Genomic DNA, 23,802 nt, shown 5'->3' with positions numbered 1-23,802 from the left:
TCGTATCAGGACCACCCGTCTTTCCCTTTCTCTGTTGTCTTTATCTCTGTTCTGATTTGCTACTCATTACCTTTGTTTATTGCACGAAGGTATTACCGATGGTATATGTTGACTGAAGTATTTATAGTGGGTGGGATTTCTCTGCTGCTTGTTTATCAGTACGAGCTTATCCGGCTGTTTCTGCCTGCTGTTTTTACCATTGCATTTTATAGCCGTGGCCGATCACATGCGATAACATTCCCCCTTGTGTTGCTTATGTTCTGCCTAGGAGGAAGAGGGGCATTTCACTGGACATTGGAGGACGTATTCCAAAATCTAATGGATGCTTCTTTTGTATACGGTATTGGTTTTGGACTACAAAAGGCATTTCGTTCTATAGATAAAATCAAACAAAAACTTGAATTAATTAAAAAACAGTACAAAACACTTGAGCAATATTCGACTCAAGTTGAACACATGACATTATTGGAAGAAAGATACCGGATGGCCCGCGAGCTTCATGACTCGATTGGTCATACGTTCACTTCTATTATTTTAGGTATGGAAACGTTACGACCCCATGTCTCTTCTGAAGAGGGAACTAAAAGATTGCAATCTGTGCTTCAACTTGGCCGAACAGGGCTTGAAGATATCCGGAAGCAAGTTCACCAGATGGACCCGATGGAGGAAGAGCCTTCTTTGGATATATCCTTGCTTAATATAATTAATGAATTCAAAAAAAACACTGCGATCCATGTTGTGTTTAGAACAATGGGGGAGCCGTTCCCTGTCATAAAGCAGTCGAAACTGACCTTGTACCGCTGTTTACAGGAATTATTGACTAATGCCAGCCGACATGGACAGGCCAACTCTATTCAGGTGCTTCTTCACTATGACCGTAGTCAGATCATTATACAGGTACAGGATAATGGGAAAGGAAGCGAGGATATTAAGTTCGGATTTGGGCTTTCGGGAATGAAAGAGCGGCTTTCTTCTCTTCAGGGCAAGCTATACTTTCATTCAAGGGAGGATGAGGGTACGATCGTGACCTGCTCCATACCTCAACTTCAGGATACAGATGCCTGTAATCCAGAAATCAAGGTATTATTGGTGGATGATCAATTACTGATCCGGGACAGTTTATGTCTGTTGCTCAAAAATGAACCGGATTTCCGAGTTCAAACTGCGGAAGATGGGAAAGTTGCTATAGATCGGTGTGCCAGCGATCCACCAGACGTTGTACTAATGGATGTGCATATGCCTGAGATGGACGGCATTGCCGCGACTAAGTTAATTAAAGAAAGTTGGCCGAATATCCGTGTTGTTATGATTACAACCTTTGATGACATTTCGTATGCTACGAAATCACTTGCTTTGGGTGCCGATGGTTATGTACTAAAGTCAATTGATCCGAGAGAGCTGGCAGCTACGATACGGCTAGTGCACCATGGAGGAACGATGATAACACAGGAAGTAGCAAGTACACTGTTTCAGCAAATGACTGGAACGGTTAAGCATCCCTATGGACTGACAGATCGTGAGCTCGAAATTCTTCACTGTTTAACAGAAGGGCTTCGTTATAAGGCCATTGCAGGTAAGGTTCATTTGTCTGAAGGGACCGTTCGAAACTATATTTCAACCATATATGCAAAAATGCAAGTGCAGAGTCGTGACGAAGCGATTGAAAAGGCTAAAACGGAGTTGCTCACAGATTGTTAAGACCTGCGAGCAACTCCGTTTATTAGAGCTTTAAGAAGAATGAGGGTATAGAAAAATCTTATTATGTCCTAAGACAACGTGATTGCAAGAGAGATTATAGACCACAGGTGGTCACTGAGCTTCCCCGTTCAAATAACGATAAAAGGGAGCATCCACCCAGAAGTGATAGCTTTCCACCTCTACACCGGGCTTGATTTTACGTAAGCCATCGGTAATGGAGGAAGCCTTGTCCGTCAGCGAAAAGGACTGGGCGTAATAGCGTCCTGCGTTGACCCGGTTGTTCGCAATCTTTGTGTAGGCTGAGCCGGGGGAGGACAGGGAGTAATAGAGCGGCTGCCACCAGGACTGAGCGATCAGGCCAGCTTGGTCTTTGCTGTTCTTTTTGGCGTATTGGTTGATGATAGTGTCAAAACGGTTCTTCTGCCCGATCGTCGTAAATTCGAGGGCAAGGCCATACTCCTTGGAGTAGGCGATATAGTTGCCGTTGTTGATTTGTACGACTTTATAGTCTTCGGTCTGGACAGGCTGTCCCCATTCTTTCAAATATACAAAAGCCGAAGTTTTCGGCTCCAACTGTACTTTGGCTTGAATCCCCTCGCTGCGAAGCAGCCCAATCAGTTGGATCGCGTGCTTGAGATCGCTGTGTCCGTAAGTAAGGGACAGCTTCGGATCAAAATGGGCATCATAGCGGCTGTCCTTGATATTGTAGCCTGTGAACAGATTTTGCTGAAGTCCTGCGTCGAACAGGGCTTGCAGCTCCGGGGATTGAACGAGTATCTGTGTATCGTAGGCCTGATGGATTTTAGCAAAAATATCGTCATCCTGTACTTGACCGACGGTATTTTTGTATTCGCCGTGGAATGCCAGCACACGGCTTAGCACCTCGGCGGTGAATGACGCATCGGCTTGCTCGTCCGGCTGGAAGGAGGACAGCACGCTTTGCGGCAGCAGTCCTGTATCTACAGCGACTGCCAGATCCTGCGAGGCCGCCAGACGGGTCTCAACAGTTCCAGCCAATGTACGAATCCCCGATTTAGTCAGCACAGCCTGCGCCTTATCCTCAGAGTATGTAGCAGCCAACTCAGTCAATCCAGCGGCTTTTACAGCTATACGGATCGCGTCGTTTTGTGTCAGGGGAACAGACGGTTTTACGTCAGTGTTATCCAGAATACCTTCTGCATACAGTGCTGCCGCTTGGGCATACAACGGGTCATTTGAGTTTAGGCCTGTGAAGGCGGTGTTTTTGTCCTCAGAAGCTGTACTTGAGCTGTTCAGGTTCAGCACGGTGGCAAGAGCGACGATATATTCCCCTTTTGTCGGGGTGGAGGATAATTGGATGTTAAAACGGTCTTTTAGATAGGTGAGCTGGTTGTCCGAATCAGTAATATTGCTTGAACCGGGGATGCTTACTTGTTGGACGATCGGGGCTGCCGCGGGTGCGGCATAGGAATCAATAGGGCTGGAAAAGGCAGCGATGAATAGGGCGGTGGATAGGGGAATCATTTTCCAAGAGGATGGTCTTAGGTTAGCAAAAGGTGCGGTCATGTGAAATTTCCTCCTAAATAGGCTATACTATTTTATATTATTCCTAGCGAAATACTTGTAATTTGATAGAATAATAGCTTGTTCCTCTCAAACTGTCAATCCGTCTTAAATAATTATAGTTATCCAAAGGCAAATGATTATTATTGAAGGCAGCATAGGGCTGTATTTAGCCACATATCCATATGAACGTACCTGCGAGGTATCTACGGACTTGCAATTGGGGTACCAAATGATAGATGATGGAAGAGGGCCTTTCAGCAGAAAATAGGGCTAAAGATAGAGAGGATACCGATAAAAAATAGATCGTATTTACCGTATTTTTGTATATTATTGTAGAAAAAGATCGTAATTCAGGTTATAGTAAAGGAAGAAATTAACTAGGATGCGTTTCACCCAAATACGATTTTGTGGAGGGCAACATGAGTACATTTAAAAATTGGCTGAATACAACTAAAAAGGGTCTTGGAGACCAGGTTAAGAAGTTTAAGAATAAAGATTTCATGGAAGCTGTTGTTGCGGGTTGTGCGCTGGTAGCCTTTGCTGACGGTACCATTAGTCCGGACGAGAAAGCAAAAATGGCCGGATACATAAATCTCAGTGAGGAATTGAAAGTGTTTGATATGGGAGAGGTCATTAGCCGTTTCAATCACTATGTAGCGAACTTTGAATTTTCGCCTGAAATCGGCAAACAGGAAGCACTGAAAGCGATTGGCAAATTGAAAGGCAAGCCTGAAGTGGGCCGACTCGTCGTTGGCGTATGTAGTGCCATTGGTGCTGCTGACGGTGACTTTGATGCAGATGAACAACGAATTGTCGCTGAAATTTGCGGTGCGCTGGGTTTGAATCCGTCTGAATTTAGTCTGTAAATTTTACGGAAGGGAGGTGTATTAATCAGTGGCTGTAATTAATCTGGTTAAGGGCCAGAAAATTGATTTGACCAAAGGAAACGCAGGTCTAACCAAAGTTATTGCCGGATTGGGATGGGACCCGGTGCAGTCCAAAGGATTTTTTGGCATCAAGAAGCAACCGAATATTGATTGTGACGCTTCTGCCATTTTACTGGACGCAAACGGAAAACTGACTCAATCGGATAACGTAGTATGCTTCCACAATAAAAAAAGCCCATGCGGCTCTATCGTACATTCCGGTGATAATTTGACTGGACAAGGTGACGGTGATGATGAACAAATTGTGATTGACTTGGCACGTATTCCTGCCAGTGTCCACAAAGTGCTTGTTGTTGTAAATATATATGATTGCGTAAACCGGAAACAGGATTTTGGCATGATCGAGAAAGCGTATATCCGCATTCTGGATGGTGCTAATTCCAAGGAACTGGTGACGTTTAATTTATCAGATAATTATGAAGGGCTGACTGCATTGGTTTGTGGAGAACTCTATCGTCATAACGACGAATGGAAGTTTGCTGCCATCGGTGAAGGTACGAATGCCGCACATATTAATGTGCTGGCTCAGCGCTATATGTAATTTATTTTACAAATACCAAACTTAATTATGGAAAAGGGGTTCTTATCATGGCAATTAACTTATCCAAAGGTCAAAAGATCGATTTGACGAAAACAAATCCAGGCTTGTCCAAAATCACGGTTGGTTTGGGTTGGGACACGAACAAATATGACGGCGGTAAGGATTTTGACTTGGACGTATCCGTATTTTTGGCTAATGCAGAAGGTAAAGTAGAATCGGATAAGAACTTCGTCTTTTTCAATAACCCACAAAATGAGAACGGCTCTGTTGTTCATACCGGTGATAACCGTACGGGTGATGGTGACGGAGATGACGAGCAAATTAAAATTGATTTGGGCAGCGTGCCAGCTAACGTTGAAAAGATCGCTTTTACGATTACAATCTATGAAGCACAAGAACGCAGCCAAAACTTTGGACAAGTGTCCCGTGCTTATGCTCGTATCGTAAATGAAGCAAACAATGAAGAATTGATTCGCTTTGACCTTGGAGAAGATTTCTCGATCGAAACAGGCGTCGTTGTAGGCGAATTGTATCGTAACAGCGGTGAGTGGAAATTCAGTGCCATCGGTAGTGGTTACAAGGATGGTCTTGCAGGTTTGACTCGCGATTACGGATTGGCGTAACTAAAATTCATACAAAGAAAGCAGGTATGCGGTATGACCATTAGTCTTTCCAAAGGACAACGTATTGATCTGACCAAAACCAATCCCGGCTTGACACGTGTTGTCGTAGGTCTTGGTTGGGATACGAATAAATACAGCGGTGGCGCGGACTTTGACCTGGATGCTTCGGCGTTCCTGCTTTATGAAGATGGCAAAGCCAAAGCTGCGGATGATTTTGTATTTTACAACAATCCAACAGGCGGAGCAGGATCTGTGACCCATACAGGCGATAACCGCACAGGTGAGGGCGATGGGGATGACGAGCAAATCATCGTTGATTTCTCGAAGATTCCTGCGAACATCCACCGTATCGGGATCACGGTTACCATTTATGATTACGAGGCACGTGCGCAAAACTTTGGTCAAGTGTCCAATGCTTTCGTACGTGTGGTAGACGCAGCGACGGATCGTGAAGTGCTGCGCTACGATTTGGGAGAGGATTTCTCCACCGAAACGGCCGTGGTATTCTGTGAGTTTTACCGTCAGAATGCGGACTGGAAATTCCAGGCGATCGGTAGCGGCTTTGCTGGTGGATTGGGTGCGCTTGCTAAAAACTATGGCTTGGACGCTCAATAATATCCACTTGGGGTGGTGTCCATAGGGCGCTACCCTTTCTTTTTAAGCGATTGAATGGGCGTACGCTGACACATGACAAACGGACAGAAAGGTGACACAATCATGGCTGTTATCGTAGTAAAGGGACAGAAGGCGGATTTAACGAAAACGAATCCGGGTCTGACCCATGTCAACGTAGGGATTGGCTGGGAGTCCCCAGCGTCTCTGGAACTGGATACTTCGGCATTTTTGCTGGGTCCTGGAGGAAAAGTATCAGGCGATGAGGATTTAATTTTTTATAACAATCCGACCACTCCCTTCATCACTTATTCAGGCGGACAACAGTCCGGTGACAAAAAGCAATTTGCTCTTGATCTAACGCGGATTCCTGCCAATATTGAGAAGATTGCGTTCACGCTGACGATTTATGATGCGGATCAGAAACAGCAAAATTTTGGACAGGTTCAAGGTGGATTCATTCGTTTTGCTCATCCGGTTAGCGGAGAGGTTTTACGGTTTAATTTGGACAGCGGATTTACAGTGGAAACGGCCATTGTCATTGGTGAACTGTATCGTCATAACGGGGAATGGAAATTCAACGCGATTGGCGCAGGTTTTTCCGGTGGATTGGATGCGTTGTGCGTTAATTTTGGGATTGAAGTGGAAAATAATCCGGCGCCAGTGCCTACACCACCGTCTCCAACCCCTCAGCCAGCACCAACACCGCCACCAGCACCTCCTGCTCCGAAGCCAGAGCCATCTGCAACACCGGTGAATCTGAATCTGCGCAAAATTGAGCTGAAGAAGAAGGGCGACACCATCAATCTGAAAAAAGGCTCGGGCGGATTAGGGGAACTCCTGATCAATCTGAACTGGAATCAGGTGCAGCAGAGCAAGGGCTTTTTCAGTCGTGGCTCCAAGGGTGTCGATCTGGATCTGGGCTGCTTGTATGAGATGAAGGACGGGGATAAAGGTGTTGTTCAGGCGCTGGGTGAAGCTTTCGGCTCGCTGAATCGCTTCCCGTACATTGCTTTGGACGGCGACGACCGTACTGGTTCTGTGAAAACAGGGGAAAATCTCCGCATCAACGGCGCTAAAATTTCTGAAATCAAGCGAATTTTGGTGTTTACCTTCATCTATGAAGGGGTCACGAACTGGTCACAGGCGGACGGGGTGGTCACGTTGCACCAGAAGGACGGACCGGACATTGTCGTTCACCTGAACGAACATGACAACCGCAAGGGAATGTGTGCGATTGCCATGCTCCAAAACGTGAACGATGAAACGTTCAGCATTGAAAGACTCGTGCAGTTCCATGGCGGTCATCGTGAGTTGGATCGCGCACATAACTGGGGCATGCGCTGGTCGCAGGGTAGCAAATAAACTGAATTATCGGAGGCACTCTTTTCATGTTGAATGATTTATTTAAAAATATCAGCGAGAACTACGGCCATTTCTTCTCATGGAGCGATGTTGTAGCGACGCTTACTGATCCAGTGAGTTGGGGGATTATTGGGACTCTCATTTTGCTGGAAGGTCTTTTGTCAGCGGATAACGCCTTGGTTCTCGCGGTTATGGTTAAGCATTTACCGAAGGAGCAACAGAAGAGAGCCCTATTTTACGGGATTTTGGGTGCGTATATATTCAGGTTCCTGGCCATCGGCTTGGGTACGTTCCTGATTAAGTTCACGCTGATTAAGGTCCTGGGAGCGGCTTATCTTCTCTTTATTGCTTACAAGGGCTTATTCAAGTCCGAAGCGGAAGGAGAAGTAAAAAACAAACCTACTTCTTTCTGGAAAACGGTATTAATGGTCGAGCTGATGGATATTGCCTTCAGTATTGACAGTGTCATTGCCGCTTTTGGTGTGAGCGAGAAAGTATGGGTTCTGTTCCTAGGTGGTATTCTCGGCGTTCTGATGATGCGTGGTGTTGCTCAAGTGTTCCTCAAGCTCATTGATAAATTTCCGGAACTGGAACAGACAGCCTTTATTCTGATCGCCATTATCGGGGGTAAAATGCTGGCTGCTGCTTTTGGCTTTCATATGCCGCAACTCTTGTTCTTCGGCATTTTGATTGCCGTCTTTGTAGGCACAATGGTGATTAGCTCGGCGAAAAGAAAGAAAAAGGCCGACGAAGAGGCTTAATGTACAAAGTATAGCGAAATCCCTCCTGAACTTAAGGGGGGATTTCTTTTATACCCGAGGCACAGGGCTTCAGTCAGGCAAGAAAGAGCAAGAGGAGGAGAAGGCCCTGAAATATTTTAATGATTTGACCTCTGAGGAAGTAGAGGCGATCTTTTGTACGCCGCCGTCAGAATTTAATAACCGATCCCCCAAAAGTATATTGGCTTACGCGATAGGGGCGGCTTTGTACATGCCTGCGACCCGTTCGGAAGTAGCGGAAGAGATCAAGAATGGAAAACATGAAGGATTGACGACGGTCATGCTGGATTTGGAGGATGCCATTGGAGATCAGCAGGTCGGACAGGCGGAACAGTCGCTGGCACAGCAGTTGCTTCAACTATTTTCGTTTGTACGGACAGGCGTGATGAGTGAACAGAGTTTACCGCTGCTGTTTGTACGTGTCCGGTCTGTGGAACAGTTAGAACGGCTACTGAACGGGTTGGGAGAATCTCTGTCGCTACTGACGGGCTTTGTTTTGCCCAAGTTTTCTTCAAATAATGGACGGGCGTATTTTGAACTCATTGCCGGATATAACCGGGGGAAGGCTGAACAGAACATCCCTGTGTTGTACGGATTACCGATCCTCGAAAGCTCCAACATCATTTACCGGGAAACCCGCTGGAATGAGCTGCTGTCGATCAAAGAGATTTTGGACGAGTATCAGGAATATGTGCTGAATGTGCGAATTGGGGCAACTGATTTTTCCAGCCTGTTTGGCTTGAGACGTAGCCCGGATATTACAATCTATGAAATTGCCGTCATTCGGGATTGCATCGCTGATATTATTAACCTGTTTGGACGCGTAGACTCGGATTATGTCATTTCTGGTCCAGTGTGGGAATATTTCTCCCATCGGGAACGTGTATTTAAGCCTCAATTAAGAGTGTCGCCCTTTGAGGATGCATTTGGTAAGCAAGGACGCAATTTGCGGATGGACTTCATTTCAGATGCGGTGGACGGACTGATCCGTGAGGTCATGATGGACAAGGAAAATGGCATCATCGGCAAAACGATCATCCATCCTTCCCATATCAAGCCGGTACAGGCTATGTACTCGGTCACACATGAAGAGTATATGGATGCCCTCGCGATTGTAGAGCGTAATGATGGTAGTCTGGGTGTATTCAAAAGCACCTATGCCAACAAAATGAATGAAATTAAGCCCCATTTAAATTGGGCTCATCGTATTATAAACAGATCAAAAGTATACGGGGTGTTACATGAACAACAACATTTTGTCAGTCTCTTACCCAACCACGAAAACACATCTGCTACCTATCCTGGAGCAGTTCAGCGTTAAAATTACCGAAACACATAATCCATTCCGCCTTCCTGTGGACAAGCTGTTTGCGATGGCGGCGCGAGTGAACAAGAAGCGTTCGTTTTTGTTTGTCAGCAAGGTGCTGGGCAAGCATATTCCGGTAAACCCATACACCTCTTTGTTGAGTGGAGCGGCACTTGCGATACTGCTGTACAAGGAGCTTGTACCCCAGACGGAACAACAGATGGACGAGCTGATCGGAGAGGCTGTGAAGGGGCTTCTGGACTCAGATTATGCCGAGGAAGCCTATCGTAAGCTAATGGACGAACGTTTGGTTTTTGCGGAGCCGATCAAGTTTGTTGGCTTTGCGGAGACGGCTACGGCGCTGGGACACGCCATGTACCAGGTGTTTGCGGACGGTGCTTCGTATATTCATACGACGCGCGAGGATATTCCGGGCCTTCAGCCGATCATTCGATTTGAAGAAGAGCATTCGCACGCTGTTGATCATCGTTGCTATGCACTGGATGAGCATGCATTTGCGGGAGACGGTCCCATCGTATTGGTAGATGATGAAATTACGACGGGCAAAACGACCCTTAATATCATTCGGGATATTCAGGCACATTTTCCGAGAAAGCAATATGTAATTGCTTCGTTACTGGATTGGCGGACAGACAGCGATGAGCAGGCTTTCATCGAACTGGAGGCAGAGCTGGGCATTACGATTACGCCTTTAAGCTTGCTTAAAGGAAAGATTGAGGTACAGGGAGTGCCGATGCTGGATTACGCAGAATACACTGGACGGGCCGGGCACGCAGAACATGCCGCTACTAGCATAGCAGAGGGTACGACAGACGCTTCTGGAATAATTGACCACTGTTTTGCAGAGGATGCGTCTGGTTTTGAACGGGTAGTACACAGCTCCATTTCAACGGACGGATACGCCAATAAGGCTCCTTATTTGAAATATACAGGTCGTTTCGGCCTGCAATCCGTCGATAATGCTGCGTTGGATGCGGAAATTACGCGTACTGCGGAACGATTGAAGAAGCTTCGCTCAGGGCAGCGCACGCTGGTGATGGGTACGGGGGAATTTATGTACATTCCGATGCGAATCGCAGCGGAGTTAGGCCCGAATGTGTATTATCAGTCGACGACGCGCAGTCCGGTGTATTCCTATCGTGAGGAAGGGTATGGCGTAGTTTGTGGCGTACCTTATCCTTCGCCTGATGATGGGACGGTACGCAATTTTATTTATAATGTAGCCCCTGGTCAGTATGACGAGATCTTTGTTTTGATCGAAAGGGAGTCGGATGCGCAGCGAATGAAGCCCATGCTGGATGCTTTGGCCCGTCTTGGCTGCGATCAAGTACATGTTGTTTATTTTAACCGGTTAACCGGGCAGGAGAGCAAAGGAGCGCGGATATGAAGCAGACACTCATTGAGCAAATACAGCAGAAGAACATCCATCCGCCCGAGCCGTTGGGGAGCTACCCTACATCGGATGTGACCTTTTTATTGAAGGATTTGAGCCGTGTTACGTTGGAAAAAGGGACGGAGGATCGTGAAGGGGCGATTCAGTCGGGAGTCCATTATTCAGAAATGCTTCCGGTGGAATATGAGCCTACTGCGGAGTATATTGCACTGTTTCACGAAACACTTGCCCAATCGGCCGAAAAAGTTGCATTAGCGGCAGCCTCTGTGGCTGAAATGATTGTGAGAAAAAGGGGCCTGAACACCGTGATTGTTTCGCTTGCCAGAGCAGGAACACCCATCGGTATCTTGATCAAGCGGTATATTGACTGGAAGTACGGCGTTTCCCTGCCGCATTACAGCATTTCCATTATTCGCGGCAAAGGCATTGACCGGAATGCTATTTTGTATATTTTACAGCAGCATGGGCTGGATATTGAGCTCCAGTTTGTCGATGGCTGGACGGGAAAAGGGGCGATTCGGCAGGTGCTGATCGAGGCTTGCCGTGAGATGAACGCGGATTACGGATTACGCCTGAATGATGATCTGGCGGTACTGGCCGATCCGGGTAGCTGCTCGGATACCTTCGGTACACGGGAAGATTATTTGATCCCGAGCGCTTGTCTGAATTCGACCGTATCGGGTCTGATGAGCCGGACGGTATTGCGCGACGACCTGATAGGCCCGGACGATTTCCATGGAGCCAAATTTTACGAATCCTGGCGGTCGGTCGATCAGTCCAACACATTTGTGGATACGGTTTGCGGTTACTTTCAACATGTGGCTGAAACCGCCGCTACGTATGCTGAACAGATGACATTGAATCCACCTGCGGTGACATGGCAGGGCTTACGTGATATTGAGGCGATCCAAAAGGCTTTTGGTATTCAGGATATTAATCTGGTCAAGCCCGGCGTGGGGGAGACGACCCGTGTGCTGCTGCGCAGGGTGCCGTGGAAAATCCTGATTGACCGTGAGGATAACCCGAATCTCCGGCATATCGTGCTGCTGGCAAAGGACCGGGGAGTGCCTGTGGAGGTATTTAAAGGGCTGACCTATTCCTGCTGCGGGATCATCAAGCCCCTCAAGGGAGGACAAGAATGATCTACGCAAGCGATCTGGATCAGACACTGATTTACTCCAAACGTTCACTTGGTGTGCCTTTGGAGTCGCCTGGGCTACTGCCTGCTGAACAGATTGAAGGGACAACGGCTGCGTTTATTTCAGCACAGGCCCTCCAATTGCTGAAGACACTGCCGCAAGACGTGATGTTTATGCCTGTGACGACCCGCACGATGGCACAGTATGGACGGATCTCGGTGTTTCAAACCGAACTGGTTCCGGCATATGCCGTGACCAGTAATGGCGGTAACATCATCGTCGGAGGCGAGGTGGATCGGGAGTGGAATCGCCGCATTCACGAGCAGGTACGCCGAGAAGGTGCCAATGTGGAAGAAGCACGTCATGTATTCGGACGGGTATTGCATGAGGATTGGGTTAGGAGTGAGCGTTTCTGCGACGAGTTATTTTACGCATTCGTTATTGAACGGGATCGGATGCCGCTGGAGCAGGTGCTGGAGAAAGCGCGAATTATGCGTGAAATGGGCTGGGAGGTATCCATTCAGGGGCGCAAGGTGTATCTGGTGCCTGCGGCTGTAAATAAGCAGGCAGCCGTGGAGCATATCCGTAACCTCACGGATGGAGGGCCTGTTGTAGCGTCCGGCGACTCTTTGCTGGACCGTTGTCTACTGGATTATGCCGACTATGCGATTGCTCCACGTCATGGCGAGCTGTACCGGGAACAGCTGCGGGATAAGCTGGAGGTCAATTACCGTTTTACGGATGTGTCGGGTGTATATGCTGCGGACGAGATTGTGGCTTATGTCCATGAAGTACAGCTCATTTCAAGAGAGATAGGGGACAAGGCTCTGTGAAGAAGGTCAAAGTGTATTTTAACCGCTGGTTTTCGGTTGCGTATCATTATATGAATGCTATTCGTAACAATGAGGACGGTATTCCGTTCGAGATCTATGCGACGCACTCGGACCCGCAGCATATGGCACTACAGGCCAGTGATGTGTCTGAGGTGGAGCCGCGCACAAGTGGCGTGGAGTATGCACGTTATTGTGCGGATTTTTGCCAGCGTCACGGAATTGATGTATTTATTCCACGGTGGAATATGCTCGATATTAGCAAGAATCTTCATCTGTTCGACGAAATTGGGACGAAGGTCATCGTATGCCGGGATACCGAACTGTTGGAGCAGTTGATGGAAAAGGATTTATTTTACGAATCCATTCGCCAAAAGGATATTGTCACGATTCCCGATTATGCCATTGCCAGCAATGCAGAGCAGTTTAAACAGGCTTATGAGACGTTAACGGCACGCGAGCATAAGGTATGCTTCAAGCCATGTAATGCAGAGGGCGGAATGGGTTTTCGCATCATCGACAACGAGCGTAATCCACTGGAGGAGCTGTTCGGTCATGCACTGAACCATATCTCGTTCGAAGAGGCATATCGTGTATTGTCATCCACAGAGTCGTTCCCCAACCTGATGGTGATGGAGCTGCTGGAGGGCTATGAATACAGTATTGATTGCCTGGCTGACCGAAACGGAAAGCTGCTGGCAGCAGTTCCGCGCAGGAAGGCGGGAGGGCGATTACGGTTGCTGGAGCATCATACCGAGCTGCTGGATGTGGCGCATAAGGTCGCTGATGCATATCACATTCCCTATAATTATAACATTCAGGTAAAATATAACGGCGAGCGTCCCAAACTGCTGGAAATCAATCCGCGGATGTCTGGTGGACTACATGTGTCATGCTTGTCCGGCATTAATTTTCCTTATTTGGCGGTGAAATCGGCTTTGGGTCACGAGGTGGGTCCGCTTTATCCGCAATACGACATTTTAGCCAGTCATATCGAGCAGCCAATCACCATACGTAAATCCTTACATTGACACATGTAGAGTGTATTTTCTACAATATGGTAAGGGTTTACGTCAGGAGGTACAAGCTATGACGTCAAAAATGTGGGGAACCACGATTGCCGTGGCCAGCTATCTGATTGCGCTTTTGCTGAGTTTTTGGTTGCCATTGTTTGTGTGTTTGGCGATTCCGATCATTGGTTTAGGGGGATACAACGTCGTTATGGCTATCCGCCATCCCCGACCCAATCTGACGGGTTCTGTTATACCGGTAGAGCAGGCACAAGCTGTTGAGACACAAAAGATTGAAAAGGAATCCTCGGCACCAACAGAGCCTGTAATTGAGAAACCACGCTTATCAGAACAGGTGAGCAGCGAATTTGCTCAGGTCATGGAGTATCTGGAGGTATTGGAGGATATGGTAATCTCCGAGGGGCAAAAGGATGCGCTCGATAACGAGATCGTCGAGAAGGCATTGGCTCTGTTCGCACGTTTACAGCGGGTGATTCCGCTTTTGCATGAATTAAATAACAGCGAAGTAAACCACACCGTTCGGAGATTGATTTTGAAGGATCTGAATGGACTGATTAATCCATTTCTCCGGCTCAGCGGTGATGCCAAGCGAACCAATCGGAGAACGTTATTAAACGGTTTGCGGGATGTGGATAGCAAAATATCGGTGATTGTATCCACAGTGGAGCACAAGGATCTGATGGAATTACAAACCAAAGCTGAGCTGATTCACCAGCGGTACAGCAGTTCCGAATTGTAGGCTATTTTTATGAAAATAAAAAATCAGCAGCATAGCTGCCCTCAACAATAATTATTAGCCTTTGGATAACAGTTATTGTTGAGGATAGGAGGTTAGCGTTATGGCGACCCCATGGGCTGAATTGAAAAAAGAAGACGAACAAAAGGTGACCGAGGAGGCTTCACAGCTTATTCAGAAGGTGTCACAGAGCGATGTCATGAGCCTGGATACCTTAATGGACGACATCGGGAAGCTGGGGGTTAAAACGCAGGAGCGTGCGGGACAGACTCTTAAAATGCTAGATCGTCCAGTGAATGACCTTATGTCCGGCGACCGGGCCGAGGTATCGAACATGATCTTAAAGCTGCGGGATGAATGCGAAACACTCCAGCAGAGCAAAAATGTGAGCTTTTTCGGTAAGCTTCTGCGGAAAAGCCCGCTGAAGAACTACATTTACAAATATCAGTCGGTCAAAACAAACATTGAGCAAATCATTACTGCCTTGAGAGACGGTAAGGACAATCTGGAAGAAAACATCGTCGGTATGAGACAGTTGAAAAAGGCTTCCATTGAGGAAATCTACAATTTGCAGACGAAGATCGCCTTTGGCAATCGGTTGAAGGAGCTGTTCGAGACTGAGATTGCCAAGCCGGAGAATGAAACGCGGAAGCCTCATCTGGAACGGGGACTGCGCAAGGTGGTTACTCGTACGCAGTCGATGACCGAAATGATTTTACTCTACAATCAGGCAATTGCAGCAACGGATATCATTAATGATAATAATGATAAACTGATTGATTCCGTAAATAATGCCATTGATAAAACATCGAATCTGATCACTGTATCGGCTATGATTGCGATGGCGCTAGCGGATCAGGACAAAATCATTTCAGCCGTGGATGCCACGAATCGTACGATTGAGAATCAATTCAAGGAAAATGCCAAGCTTCTCAAAACGACGACGGAGAGAACGACAGATCTACTTAGCAAGCCTTCTATGTCACTGGAAGCTGTGAATCAGGCGATTGGCGATTTGGTATCTGCTTTGGATCTGTCCGAAAAATCCAACCGTCAAATTATTGAAAGCTGCCATGATTATACGAGCAAAATGACGGCAATCAACGCCAACCTCAGCCAACGTCTGGGTATAGAGGGGAAGGAACAGCCGAAGAGTTTGAAGGATAAAGATTCCTCCGAAGGACTAAGCTCGTTTCTGAACTGATTTTACAAATGCAGAATAATGGACCTAACCTATTGAAAAGACGCCAGGGCGATCCTGAAAGGCGTCTTTTTTGGTTTGGGGGCAGCTAATAAAGGACATGATAATCATACATAGCAATCTCGTGCATAAACTCTTAAAAAGTGAAATAACAAAGGAGAGAACGAGCGTATGATGTCCTTTATTTTGGGGTGTGTGATTGTCTATCTGCTTGTAGCTGCCAGTAACGAAAAAGCAGATTCTATCGTGGAATTAAATGATGCTGTGAAATAAATTTTTTTATTGAAAATCATGCATTTTCTGATAGGATAGAGTTAAATATTGGAATCCCAAAGGAGAATGCATGCTGGAATTTTCATTTGAAATCATCGACGAATCGAAAATCAACATTGTGTATCAGTATGGGAGCAGCAGCTTTAATTTCAATTTGTTTTTTAATTACGGTGTATGGACGCTGCATCCTTTTGACGGAATTCTGTTGCAAAACAAGGAAATGTGCCGTCTGATCGTGGCAGACCTGTTTAAGAACAAAGATTTTCATGTCATGCTGGTACGGGAAAATATTTTGTTGTCAGCCTTGCGCACCTCTATTGATCTCAATCCTGAAACCCGGGGAGAGCGATATCAGGAACAGGAATTTGATGAGCTGTCTGAATTTGCAGAGAAACACAGCTTTGAAGATGTGCTGCAAATCGAGCAGGATTCCGTCCGCGAACGTATGGATTTTTTCCAAAACATTATTCAAAAAATGTATATGGAAGGATTCGGCCCGGAAGACAGCGACTTTAACAAGGTACAAGCCATGATCCGAATTTACAAAGATGCGCATGACCAACTCGGAGATTTGAGCGACTTTCCCCTGAAAGGCGACGAACGCCGCAGATGGTAGATTGAACGGACTAAGCCTTGTAATGTGAGAATCCTACAAAGCTTTTTTTAAAAGAATAGATATTAAAAAAAGAGAGTCCCACGAGTAAACTTCGCGGAACTCTCTTTTTTGTATTGTCTAGGGTAGGCCAAGTTTAACCACTTGGCCTACCCCTCTTTCCCCCCTACACCCCTCTAAAACGTATAGAAGCTCTATGGCGGTTGCCAGCGGAGCGGGCAGAATTGTTCTGAAGAAGCGAAGCGTTCGCCTTTATTCCCGGATTTCACCCTTTACAGGCTCTTATTCAAAAGAAATCCGGGAATAACAGCGATCGGAAGAACAATCTGCACGCGCAGCGCCTACCAACCCCAAGAAAGCTTGTCATACGTCTAACCTATCCCTATTAAAACGATCGAACAAAGCACAAGCCCCGTACCGCACCCCGAGGTGTACACCTTGAGGTGACGGAACACAGACGTTTTCCAGGCAGTTAGAGATTCATCCGAACGCAATCGTTCGTTTTCCTCCTGTAATGCCTTGGATTGTCGGATGAACAGATGTCTGATGTCGGCGAATCCCCGCAGGAAGAGGGTGAGAAACCCGCTTTGCAGGACGTGGAAGATTGCGCCGATCACCAAGCCCAGCAAGCCTAACAGGAATAGCAGATTCGCTGTTGCCACATTTTCACGGCCATCCAACAGATGAGGTGAGGCATACAGATAACCAAAGGCGCCGACGATCAGGGCCGTTATCCCGAAGCGTAAAAACATTATTTTTCGACCCGTTTAGCAAAACGAAGATCCGGGTTCGAACGGGCATCAAATACGATGCCTTGAACTTTAGGACTGATCAATGCCGTATCCGCAGAGAACTGGATCGGGATAATTGGCAGATCCTCCATCAATACGTCTTCAGCCTGATGAAGCTGCTCGAAGCGTTTGGCCGGATCAAGCTCGAAGGTTGAAGATTCGATCAGCTTGTCATACTCTGGATTGCTCCAGTTGGTAAAATTGTTCGAGTTTTTGGAAGTATAGTGTCCCAATACGCCGAGTGGATCAAGGAAGTTTCCTTCCCAGCCCATACGGGCGATTTGGAAATTCTTTTGTTTAAAGGTATCAATGTATGTTTTCCATTCTTGATTTTCCAGCGTCACTTCAACACCCAGGTTCGTTTTCAGCATTTCCTGGATCGCTTCGGCTACTTTTTTATGTTTGTCCGAAGTGTTGTACTTGAAGGTGATCGGTGGCAGCTTGGTCAGACCTTCTTCTTTCAGACCTTCAGCCAGCAATTGTTTCGCTTTGGCAGCGTCGAATTCATAGTATTTCTTTGGCGCTTCGTCACGGAAATCCTTACCGGATGGTGTTGTTGTTCCGTATGGTACGTATCCGTAAGCCGGAGTTTCGCCACCTTTGGTTACGTTGGTCGCCAGGGTTTCACGGTCAATCGCGTAAGCAATAGCCTGTCTGATTTTTTTATTGTCAAAAGGCTTTTGTTTTACGTTAAAAGAATACGTGTACACACTGAAAGATGGATGCGACAAAAATTCCTTGTTGCTCTTTTCCTGATCCAGTGTATCGACCGGAAGACCCAAAATCAGGTCCAGATCGCCTGTTTTGTACATTTGATAATAGGTTGTGGAGTCTTGAACCATTTTAAAGTTAATGGTTGCCATCGTAATGGCATCCTTGTTCCAATATTGATCGTTTTTTGTCAGTGTAATTTGCTCATTATGCTTCCATTCCTTGGCTACATACGCACCGTTGCCGACAATGGTGTTGGCTTCTGCCGCCCATTTGTCGCTTTTCTCAACCACGGATTGGTTTACGGGCAGATACGCATGACCCACTGCGATCGTTGGGAAGAAGCTCAGCGGTGATTTCAGCTCAACTACAAGGGTTTTATCATCCTTGGCTGTAACACCCACGTCTTCTACTTTACCTTTGCCTGTGTTGTAGGCTTCGGCTCCCTTGATGTAGTACAGAGCAGAAGGATCGTAGGCAGCCGTTTTCGGATTCAGGACCCGTTTCCAGGAGTATTCAAAATCCTTTGCAGTAAGCGGATCGCCATTCGACCATTTCGCGCCGTCGCGGATGGTGAAGGTGTATGTTTTGCCGTCAGGAGTTACGTCTATTTTGCTGGCAGCGCCCTCAACGATTTTACCGGCTTTGTCGTATGTATACAGTCCTTCGTACAGGTTATCAATAACAAAGTAGGACGTTGTATCCGATGCAAAAGCAGGGTCCAGTGTATACGGCTCGCCACCTGCCAGATTGGTGGTGATTTCTTGCGGAATATCTGCTTGCGGCGCAGCGGCTGGATCATTGCTTGCTGTTTTGTCTGTATTGCCAGAGCATCCGGCCAAAGCCGTTACTGCCAAAAGTAAAATGACAGTCATCCAATGCATTTTTTTCATCGTATAATTCCTCCATTTATGCTAAATGTTATTTCAAAAGATAAGTGCACCGTAACGGGGTTTATTCAACCTCCTTTCCGGCAGGTATGCCGCGTGTGCGGAGCTCCATAAAGGAGCTGCCGTTGGTTCTGCTGTTGGGCGAGAAATTGCGGATCATGGTAGACACCCCTCCTTTTTCCATTTGTAAATCCCTGTTATTAATGCTGTGAACGCGGATCAAGCGCATCCTGAAGCCCGTCTCCGAGCGTGTTGAACGCCAGCATGGTGAGCGAGATCATCAGTCCGGGGAAGAACAGGCGCCACCATTGTCCGCTTAAAATGACCCCGAGTGAATCGTTAGCCATCGTCCCCCAACTGGCGGAAGGAGATTGAATCCCCAGACCGAGAAAGCTCAGGAACGATTCAGCAAAAATAGCCGAGGGGATGGTGAACGTCAGATTCACGATAATGATCGCCGCTGCATTCGGCAGCAAATGCTTGAAAATAATGCGCGAATGGGAGGTCCCCAAACTACGGGCGGCTAACACATATTCCTGCTGCTTGAGCTGTAAAATTTGCCCCCGAACGACACGGGCCATACCCACCCATCCGGTGATGGATAGGGCAATAATCATCGTGAGCAGTCCCGGCTTCATAATGACCAGCAACAAAATGATGACCAGCAAATAAGGGATGCTGTACAAAATCTCAATGATACGCATCAGGATGCTGTCAATCCGGTCGCCCGTTTTGCCGCGCCCCGCACAATATCCGGCTATACAGCCGACGAGAATGCCAAGCACCAAATCAATGGCGGCAGCGGCAAACCCGATCATCAGCGAGATTCTCGCCCCGGCCCAGGTTCGTGCCCATACGTCTCTTCCCAGATCATCCGTACCAAACCAATGCTCTCCCGAAGGAGGAAGGTTCGTCTTTAATAGGGATTGGTCACTGGGGGCATAAGGAACCATGGAAGGTCCGGCAATCGCCAGCGCGATAATAATGATAAGTAAGGAAAGCCCCAGAAGAGAGAGCTTGTTGTTAAAAAGTCTGCGAAGCCGAGCCCGCCATAGTGATTCTTTGGGTCTGGACAATGTGGGGGCGGGTAGCTGGCTGCGGTCAACGGGACTGAACAGGCTGTCCCTTTCGACAGTGGGTGCTGCTTTCATGTTAATCTCCTTTGCTGACTAATTTGATTCGCGGATCGACAAGACGATAGGAAATATCAATTAAAAATAAGGTAACGACCAGAATGGCACTGTAGAAAATGGTTGTGCCCATAATGACCGGATAATCCCGGTTAAATATACTGTCTACAAAGTATTTACCGATGCCGGGAATGGCGAATATCTTTTCCACAACAAAGGTACCTGTAATGACGGAAGCGAACAGGGGTCCGATGAAGGACAGCACGGGAATCAACGCGTTGCGTAATCCATGACGGATGACTACGGCCCAAGAGGATAGCCCTTTCGCTTTGGCGGTGCGTATGTACTCCTGATGCATCACTTCCAGCATGCTTGTCCGCATGAAGCGGGCAATGACGGCGAGAGGGGAAACGGCGAGAGCCAGCGATGGAAGCACCGTATGCTGCCAGGTTCCCCATGAGGCGACCGGGAGCAGATGCCATTTGACGGCGACATATTTGATTAAAAGCGGTGCCAAAATGAAGCTGGGCACGGAAATACCGACAATGGCAATAAACATCGAAATATAATCCAATGGTCGATTATGATGTAAAGCTGCCAGCGTTCCGAGCGCAATACCCGCAATAATTGCAACAACGATGGATTGAATGCCGAGCAATGCGGAAGGTGGAACCCCCCTGGCAATGAGCATGTTCACGTCCGTCGTTTTCGATTGAATAGATGGGCCCATATCCAGTACCAGCAAATTTTTCAGATACAACACATACTGCACGGCAAGCGGCTTGTCCAGATTGTATCTGGCACGCATGTTTTGCAGCACTGCTTCCGGAATGGTTTTGGAATCGTTCGAGAACGGATCACCCGGTATGATGTGCATGATGATAAACGTTAAAGTGACGATAATCCACAATGTAACGAGCATCGTAAAAAGACGTTTTAAAATGTACATGGGGCTTTATTTCTCCTGTCTATCAAACTGATTTACATACTATTGCTGCTAAATTTATGAAATAAATAAAAGTATATAAGAATACTAGGAAATGATAAAACGGTTTTGACAACGTGTCAAGGTAAGGTTTTACATTATAGAACATTGGTCAAATTTTTGTCACAGGTTTTCCATTATTATAAGGCTAAGAATCCACTCCTTCCTCTCGACGAGTATCTTGCGGTATGTTATGATGATACTCTGATAACGTGTTAACGAACTAAAGCGTTTGCCGCCTGTCCTTTGGATAGGGAGGTTACCATTGCTGGAGGGAATAAAATGAAAAAAACAGCCATGTTCACAATGATGATTGGATTGATTATGATCGTTTTGGCCGGATGTTCCGGCGGTAAGGATAACAGCAAGCTGATTATCGGAATTGATGATAAATTTGCACCGATGGGTTTTAGAGATGAAAATAACGAGCTGACAGGATTTGATATTGATTACGCCAAGGCGGCTGCGGAGCAGATGGGCAAGCAAGTGGAATTTCAGCCCATTGACTGGTCTGCCAAAGAATCCGAGCTGAATAGCGGCCGTATTGATCTGATTTGGAACGGATATACGATTACGGATGAGCGCAAGGAAAAGGTGCTGTTTACGAAGCCATATCTGAAAAATAGTCAAGTAATCGCGATTCCGGTCAAATCCAATCTCACGAAGCTGGACGATCTGGCGGGCAAAAACGTGGGTCTTCAAACATTGTCCTCGGCAGCCGATGCACTGGATGCGAATCCGATCAAAAGCAAGGTGAAGGTGTCTGAGTATCCCGATAATGTGCTCGCTTTGACAGACCTGAAAACCGGACGTCTGGATGCAGTTGTCATTGATGAAGTGGTTGCCAAATACTATATGTCCAAAGAGTCAGGAACGTATAAGCTGCTTGGTGAATCGCTGGCCCCTGAGGAGTACGGCATCGGCGTGAAAAAAGGTAACGAAGAGCTGCTGACGCAATTGCAATCTGCTTTGGATGAGCTGCACAAGAATGGCAAAGCTGCTGAAATTTCGAAAAAGTGGTTTGGTGAAGATAAAGTTTTGAATTAATACGTAGCGTATTGAACTAAGGGTTTAGGAGTCGAAGGTTATGAGTATGGATTATATTTTACGAATTATGAAGCCTATGCTCGAAGGGGCGCAGATGACGGTTATTTTATTTTTTATCACGCTCATCTTGTCCATTCCACTGGGGTTTATCGTTACGTTGCTGGCGAAAAGCCGGATTAAGCCTATTGCCTGGCTGATGCATACGTACATTTATGTCATACGGGGCACACCGCTTTTGCTGCAACTGCTGTTCTTTTGCTTTGGTCTGCCGATGTTGCCTGTGATCGGGGAGTATCTGGTTCTGGACCGGACAACGGCTGCGTTGCTGGCGTTTGTGCTGAATTATGCGGCTTATTTTGCTGAAATTTTCAGAGGCGGGATGTTGTCGATTGATAAGGGACAATACGAAGCTTCACAAGTGCTGGGCCTGAGCAAGTCACAGACGCTGATTAGAGTCATTGTGCCGCAAATGGTACGGATTGCTTTGCCTGCGGTCACGAATGAGGCGACAACACTGGTCAAGGATACGGCTCTTCTATACGCGGTAGCTGTACCGGAATTACTACATTTTGCCAATACGGCTGTGAACCGTGATTTTACGATCGTGCCTTATTTTGTAGCGGCTATAATCTATTTGTTGTTGGCTTTGGTGCTGACGCTATTCTTTAGAGCGCTGGAAAAACGTTTTAAATTCGAGTAAAAGGAATGTCGGGATATGAACACTAACGCAATAGAAGTAATCGATTTGAAAAAATCGTTCGGTAAGCTCGACGTTCTGAAAAGGGTGAGCTTTAACGTCAAGGCGGGTGAGGTCGTTGCGGTCATCGGTCCTTCTGGCTCGGGGAAAAGCACCATGCTTCGCAGTCTGGTTCATCTGGAAGATGTGACGGGCGGGACGATCCGCATTCATGATAAAGCATTGGTGGAAAATGGTCAGTACGCCCCGGCAGGCGACATTAAAGGCATTACCACGGGGATGGGCATGGTATTCCAGCATTTTAATCTGTTCCCTCACTTGACGGTGCAGGATAATCTGGAGCTGGCTCCAAAGCTGGTGAAAAAAACGAGCAAGGCCGAGCTGCGCCGCCAAAGCGCTGAGCTGCTGGCTAAAGTCGGCTTGGCGGATAAAGCGGATGCGTATCCATCCCGCCTGTCGGGTGGACAGAAGCAGCGCGTGGCGATTGCCCGGGCAATGATGATGAACCCTGACATTTTACTGTTCGACGAGCCGACCTCGGCCCTAGATCCCGAACTGACGGGCGAGGTACTGCGAGTCATTAAAAAGCTGGCTGAGGAGCATATGACGATGGTCATCGTGACCCACGAAATGAACTTTGCGAGAGATGTGGCGGATCGTGTCATCTTTATGGATAATGGAGAGATTGCAGAGTCTGGTACGCCAGAGCAGATTTTCGGCAATCCGCAGCTAGAGCGGACGAAGGTGTTTTTGAATCGGGTGGAAGCTTAAAAACATAGTTGTTTTCAGGGGAGGCGCTACGCGTGCAGATTGTTCTTCCGATCGCTGTTATCCCCGGATTTTTTTTTATTGGAATAGGAATTAAAGGGGGAAATCCGGGGATAAAGGCGAACGCTCA

General features: G+C 47.1%; 23 protein-coding genes. 18 read left to right on the top strand and 5 right to left on the bottom strand.

Annotated elements, in window-relative coordinates; genetic code table 11:
* Positions 1-105: 105 nt before the first annotated feature.
* On the top strand, positions 106-1,698 hold the full coding sequence (locus ACWXW9_RS26955; protein ID WP_494931885.1) for a response regulator: 1,593 nt from the start codon (positions 106-108) through the stop codon (positions 1,696-1,698).
* A gap of 111 nt (positions 1,699-1,809) precedes the next feature.
* On the opposite strand, the gene ACWXW9_RS26950 is transcribed toward ACWXW9_RS26955, so the two are convergent.
* Positions 1,810-3,243: a hypothetical protein gene (locus ACWXW9_RS26950; protein WP_494931884.1), complete on the bottom strand. Its 1,434-nt coding sequence runs from the start codon at positions 3,241-3,243 to the stop codon at positions 1,810-1,812.
* A 419-nt stretch (positions 3,244-3,662) separates the two neighbouring features.
* Between ACWXW9_RS26950 and ACWXW9_RS26945 the strand changes: the two genes are divergently transcribed.
* The 14 genes from ACWXW9_RS26945 (at position 3,663) to ACWXW9_RS26880 (ending at position 16,656) form a co-directional block, all read left to right on the top strand.
* Complete coding sequence (locus tag ACWXW9_RS26945) at positions 3,663-4,109, top strand: tellurite resistance TerB family protein (protein WP_494931883.1); 447 nt, start codon at positions 3,663-3,665, stop codon at positions 4,107-4,109.
* A gap of 28 nt (positions 4,110-4,137) precedes the next feature.
* A complete protein-coding gene (locus ACWXW9_RS26940) occupies positions 4,138-4,731 on the top strand; it encodes a TerD family protein (protein ID WP_431090231.1) in 594 nt (197 codons plus the stop codon).
* A 47-nt stretch (positions 4,732-4,778) separates the two neighbouring features.
* Entirely contained in the window at positions 4,779-5,354 is a 576-nt protein-coding gene (locus ACWXW9_RS26935) for a TerD family protein (protein WP_494931882.1), read from the top strand.
* Positions 5,355-5,387: 33 nt separating this feature from the next.
* A complete protein-coding gene (locus ACWXW9_RS26930; protein WP_023987194.1) occupies positions 5,388-5,969 on the top strand; it encodes a TerD family protein in 582 nt (193 codons plus the stop codon).
* A gap of 102 nt (positions 5,970-6,071) precedes the next feature.
* Positions 6,072-7,331 carry a TerD family protein gene (locus ACWXW9_RS26925; protein WP_494931881.1) on the top strand — a complete coding sequence of 420 codons (1,260 nt, stop codon included), beginning with the start codon at positions 6,072-6,074 and terminating at the stop codon, positions 7,329-7,331.
* 26 nt (positions 7,332-7,357) lie between these two features.
* Positions 7,358-8,092: a TerC family protein gene (locus ACWXW9_RS26920; protein ID WP_494931880.1), complete on the top strand. Its 735-nt coding sequence runs from the start codon at positions 7,358-7,360 to the stop codon at positions 8,090-8,092.
* A gap of 124 nt (positions 8,093-8,216) precedes the next feature.
* The gene (locus tag ACWXW9_RS26915) at positions 8,217-9,431 is read left to right on the top strand and encodes an HpcH/HpaI aldolase/citrate lyase family protein (RefSeq protein WP_494931879.1); all 1,215 of its coding nucleotides are present in this window, start codon (positions 8,217-8,219) and stop codon (positions 9,429-9,431) included.
* 52 nt (positions 9,432-9,483) lie between these two features.
* The gene (locus ACWXW9_RS26910) at positions 9,484-10,824 is read left to right on the top strand and encodes a phosphoribosyltransferase family protein (RefSeq protein WP_494931891.1); all 1,341 of its coding nucleotides are present in this window, start codon (positions 9,484-9,486) and stop codon (positions 10,822-10,824) included.
* Positions 10,821-11,972 carry a cysteine protease StiP family protein gene (locus ACWXW9_RS26905; RefSeq protein WP_494931878.1) on the top strand — a complete coding sequence of 384 codons (1,152 nt, stop codon included), beginning with the start codon at positions 10,821-10,823 and terminating at the stop codon, positions 11,970-11,972. The genes ACWXW9_RS26910 and ACWXW9_RS26905 overlap by 4 nt, the downstream gene beginning before the upstream one ends.
* Complete coding sequence (locus tag ACWXW9_RS26900; RefSeq protein WP_494931877.1) at positions 11,969-12,802, top strand: HAD family hydrolase; 834 nt, start codon at positions 11,969-11,971, stop codon at positions 12,800-12,802. Before ACWXW9_RS26905 ends, ACWXW9_RS26900 begins: the two co-directional genes overlap by 4 nt.
* On the top strand, positions 12,799-13,830 hold the full coding sequence (locus tag ACWXW9_RS26895) for an ATP-grasp domain-containing protein (protein WP_404521101.1): 1,032 nt from the start codon (positions 12,799-12,801) through the stop codon (positions 13,828-13,830). The genes ACWXW9_RS26900 and ACWXW9_RS26895 overlap by 4 nt, the downstream gene beginning before the upstream one ends.
* 58 nt (positions 13,831-13,888) lie before the next feature.
* Positions 13,889-14,569, top strand: coding sequence for a hypothetical protein (locus ACWXW9_RS26890; protein WP_494931876.1), 681 nt, complete (start codon positions 13,889-13,891; stop codon positions 14,567-14,569).
* Positions 14,570-14,669: 100 nt separating this feature from the next.
* Positions 14,670-15,770 (top strand): toxic anion resistance protein, encoded by a 1,101-nt coding sequence (locus tag ACWXW9_RS26885; protein ID WP_192512340.1) that lies wholly within the window; start codon positions 14,670-14,672, stop codon positions 15,768-15,770.
* 340 nt (positions 15,771-16,110) lie between these two features.
* Entirely contained in the window at positions 16,111-16,656 is a 546-nt protein-coding gene (locus ACWXW9_RS26880; protein WP_483870898.1) for a hypothetical protein, read from the top strand.
* Between the two features lie 368 nt (positions 16,657-17,024).
* Here the strand turns inward: ACWXW9_RS26880 and ACWXW9_RS26875 are convergent, their stop codons facing one another.
* The 4 genes from ACWXW9_RS26875 to ACWXW9_RS26860 all read right to left on the bottom strand — a co-directional run bounded on the left by ACWXW9_RS26875 (position 17,025) and on the right by ACWXW9_RS26860 (position 21,124).
* A complete protein-coding gene (locus tag ACWXW9_RS26875; RefSeq protein ID WP_494931875.1) occupies positions 17,025-17,405 on the bottom strand; it encodes a DUF3899 domain-containing protein in 381 nt (126 codons plus the stop codon).
* Complete coding sequence (locus tag ACWXW9_RS26870) at positions 17,405-19,048, bottom strand: peptide ABC transporter substrate-binding protein (RefSeq protein WP_494931874.1); 1,644 nt, start codon at positions 19,046-19,048, stop codon at positions 17,405-17,407. Before ACWXW9_RS26870 ends, ACWXW9_RS26875 begins: the two co-directional genes overlap by 1 nt.
* 197 nt (positions 19,049-19,245) lie before the next feature.
* Positions 19,246-20,196, bottom strand: a complete 951-nt coding sequence (locus ACWXW9_RS26865) for an ABC transporter permease (protein ID WP_494931873.1) — start codon at positions 20,194-20,196, stop codon at positions 19,246-19,248.
* A 1-nt stretch (position 20,197) separates the two neighbouring features.
* Complete coding sequence (locus tag ACWXW9_RS26860) at positions 20,198-21,124, bottom strand: ABC transporter permease (protein ID WP_494931872.1); 927 nt, start codon at positions 21,122-21,124, stop codon at positions 20,198-20,200.
* Between the two features lie 318 nt (positions 21,125-21,442).
* On the opposite strand from ACWXW9_RS26860, the gene ACWXW9_RS26855 reads away from it, so the two are divergent.
* Genes ACWXW9_RS26855 through ACWXW9_RS26845 form a run of 3 tightly spaced genes read left to right on the top strand, consistent with a single transcriptional unit; the run spans position 21,443 to position 23,675 of the window.
* Positions 21,443-22,207 carry an amino acid ABC transporter substrate-binding protein gene (locus ACWXW9_RS26855; protein ID WP_494931871.1) on the top strand — a complete coding sequence of 255 codons (765 nt, stop codon included), beginning with the start codon at positions 21,443-21,445 and terminating at the stop codon, positions 22,205-22,207.
* A 40-nt stretch (positions 22,208-22,247) separates the two neighbouring features.
* Positions 22,248-22,907 (top strand): amino acid ABC transporter permease, encoded by a 660-nt coding sequence (locus ACWXW9_RS26850; protein WP_494931870.1) that lies wholly within the window; start codon positions 22,248-22,250, stop codon positions 22,905-22,907.
* A gap of 15 nt (positions 22,908-22,922) precedes the next feature.
* Positions 22,923-23,675, top strand: a complete 753-nt coding sequence (locus ACWXW9_RS26845) for an amino acid ABC transporter ATP-binding protein (protein ID WP_494931869.1) — start codon at positions 22,923-22,925, stop codon at positions 23,673-23,675.
* The last annotated feature ends 127 nt before the right edge of the window (positions 23,676-23,802 follow it).

This window comes from Paenibacillus sp. LT-B23 (assembly GCF_059417685.1).
This window is presented reverse-complemented; position numbering and strand designations above follow the sequence as displayed.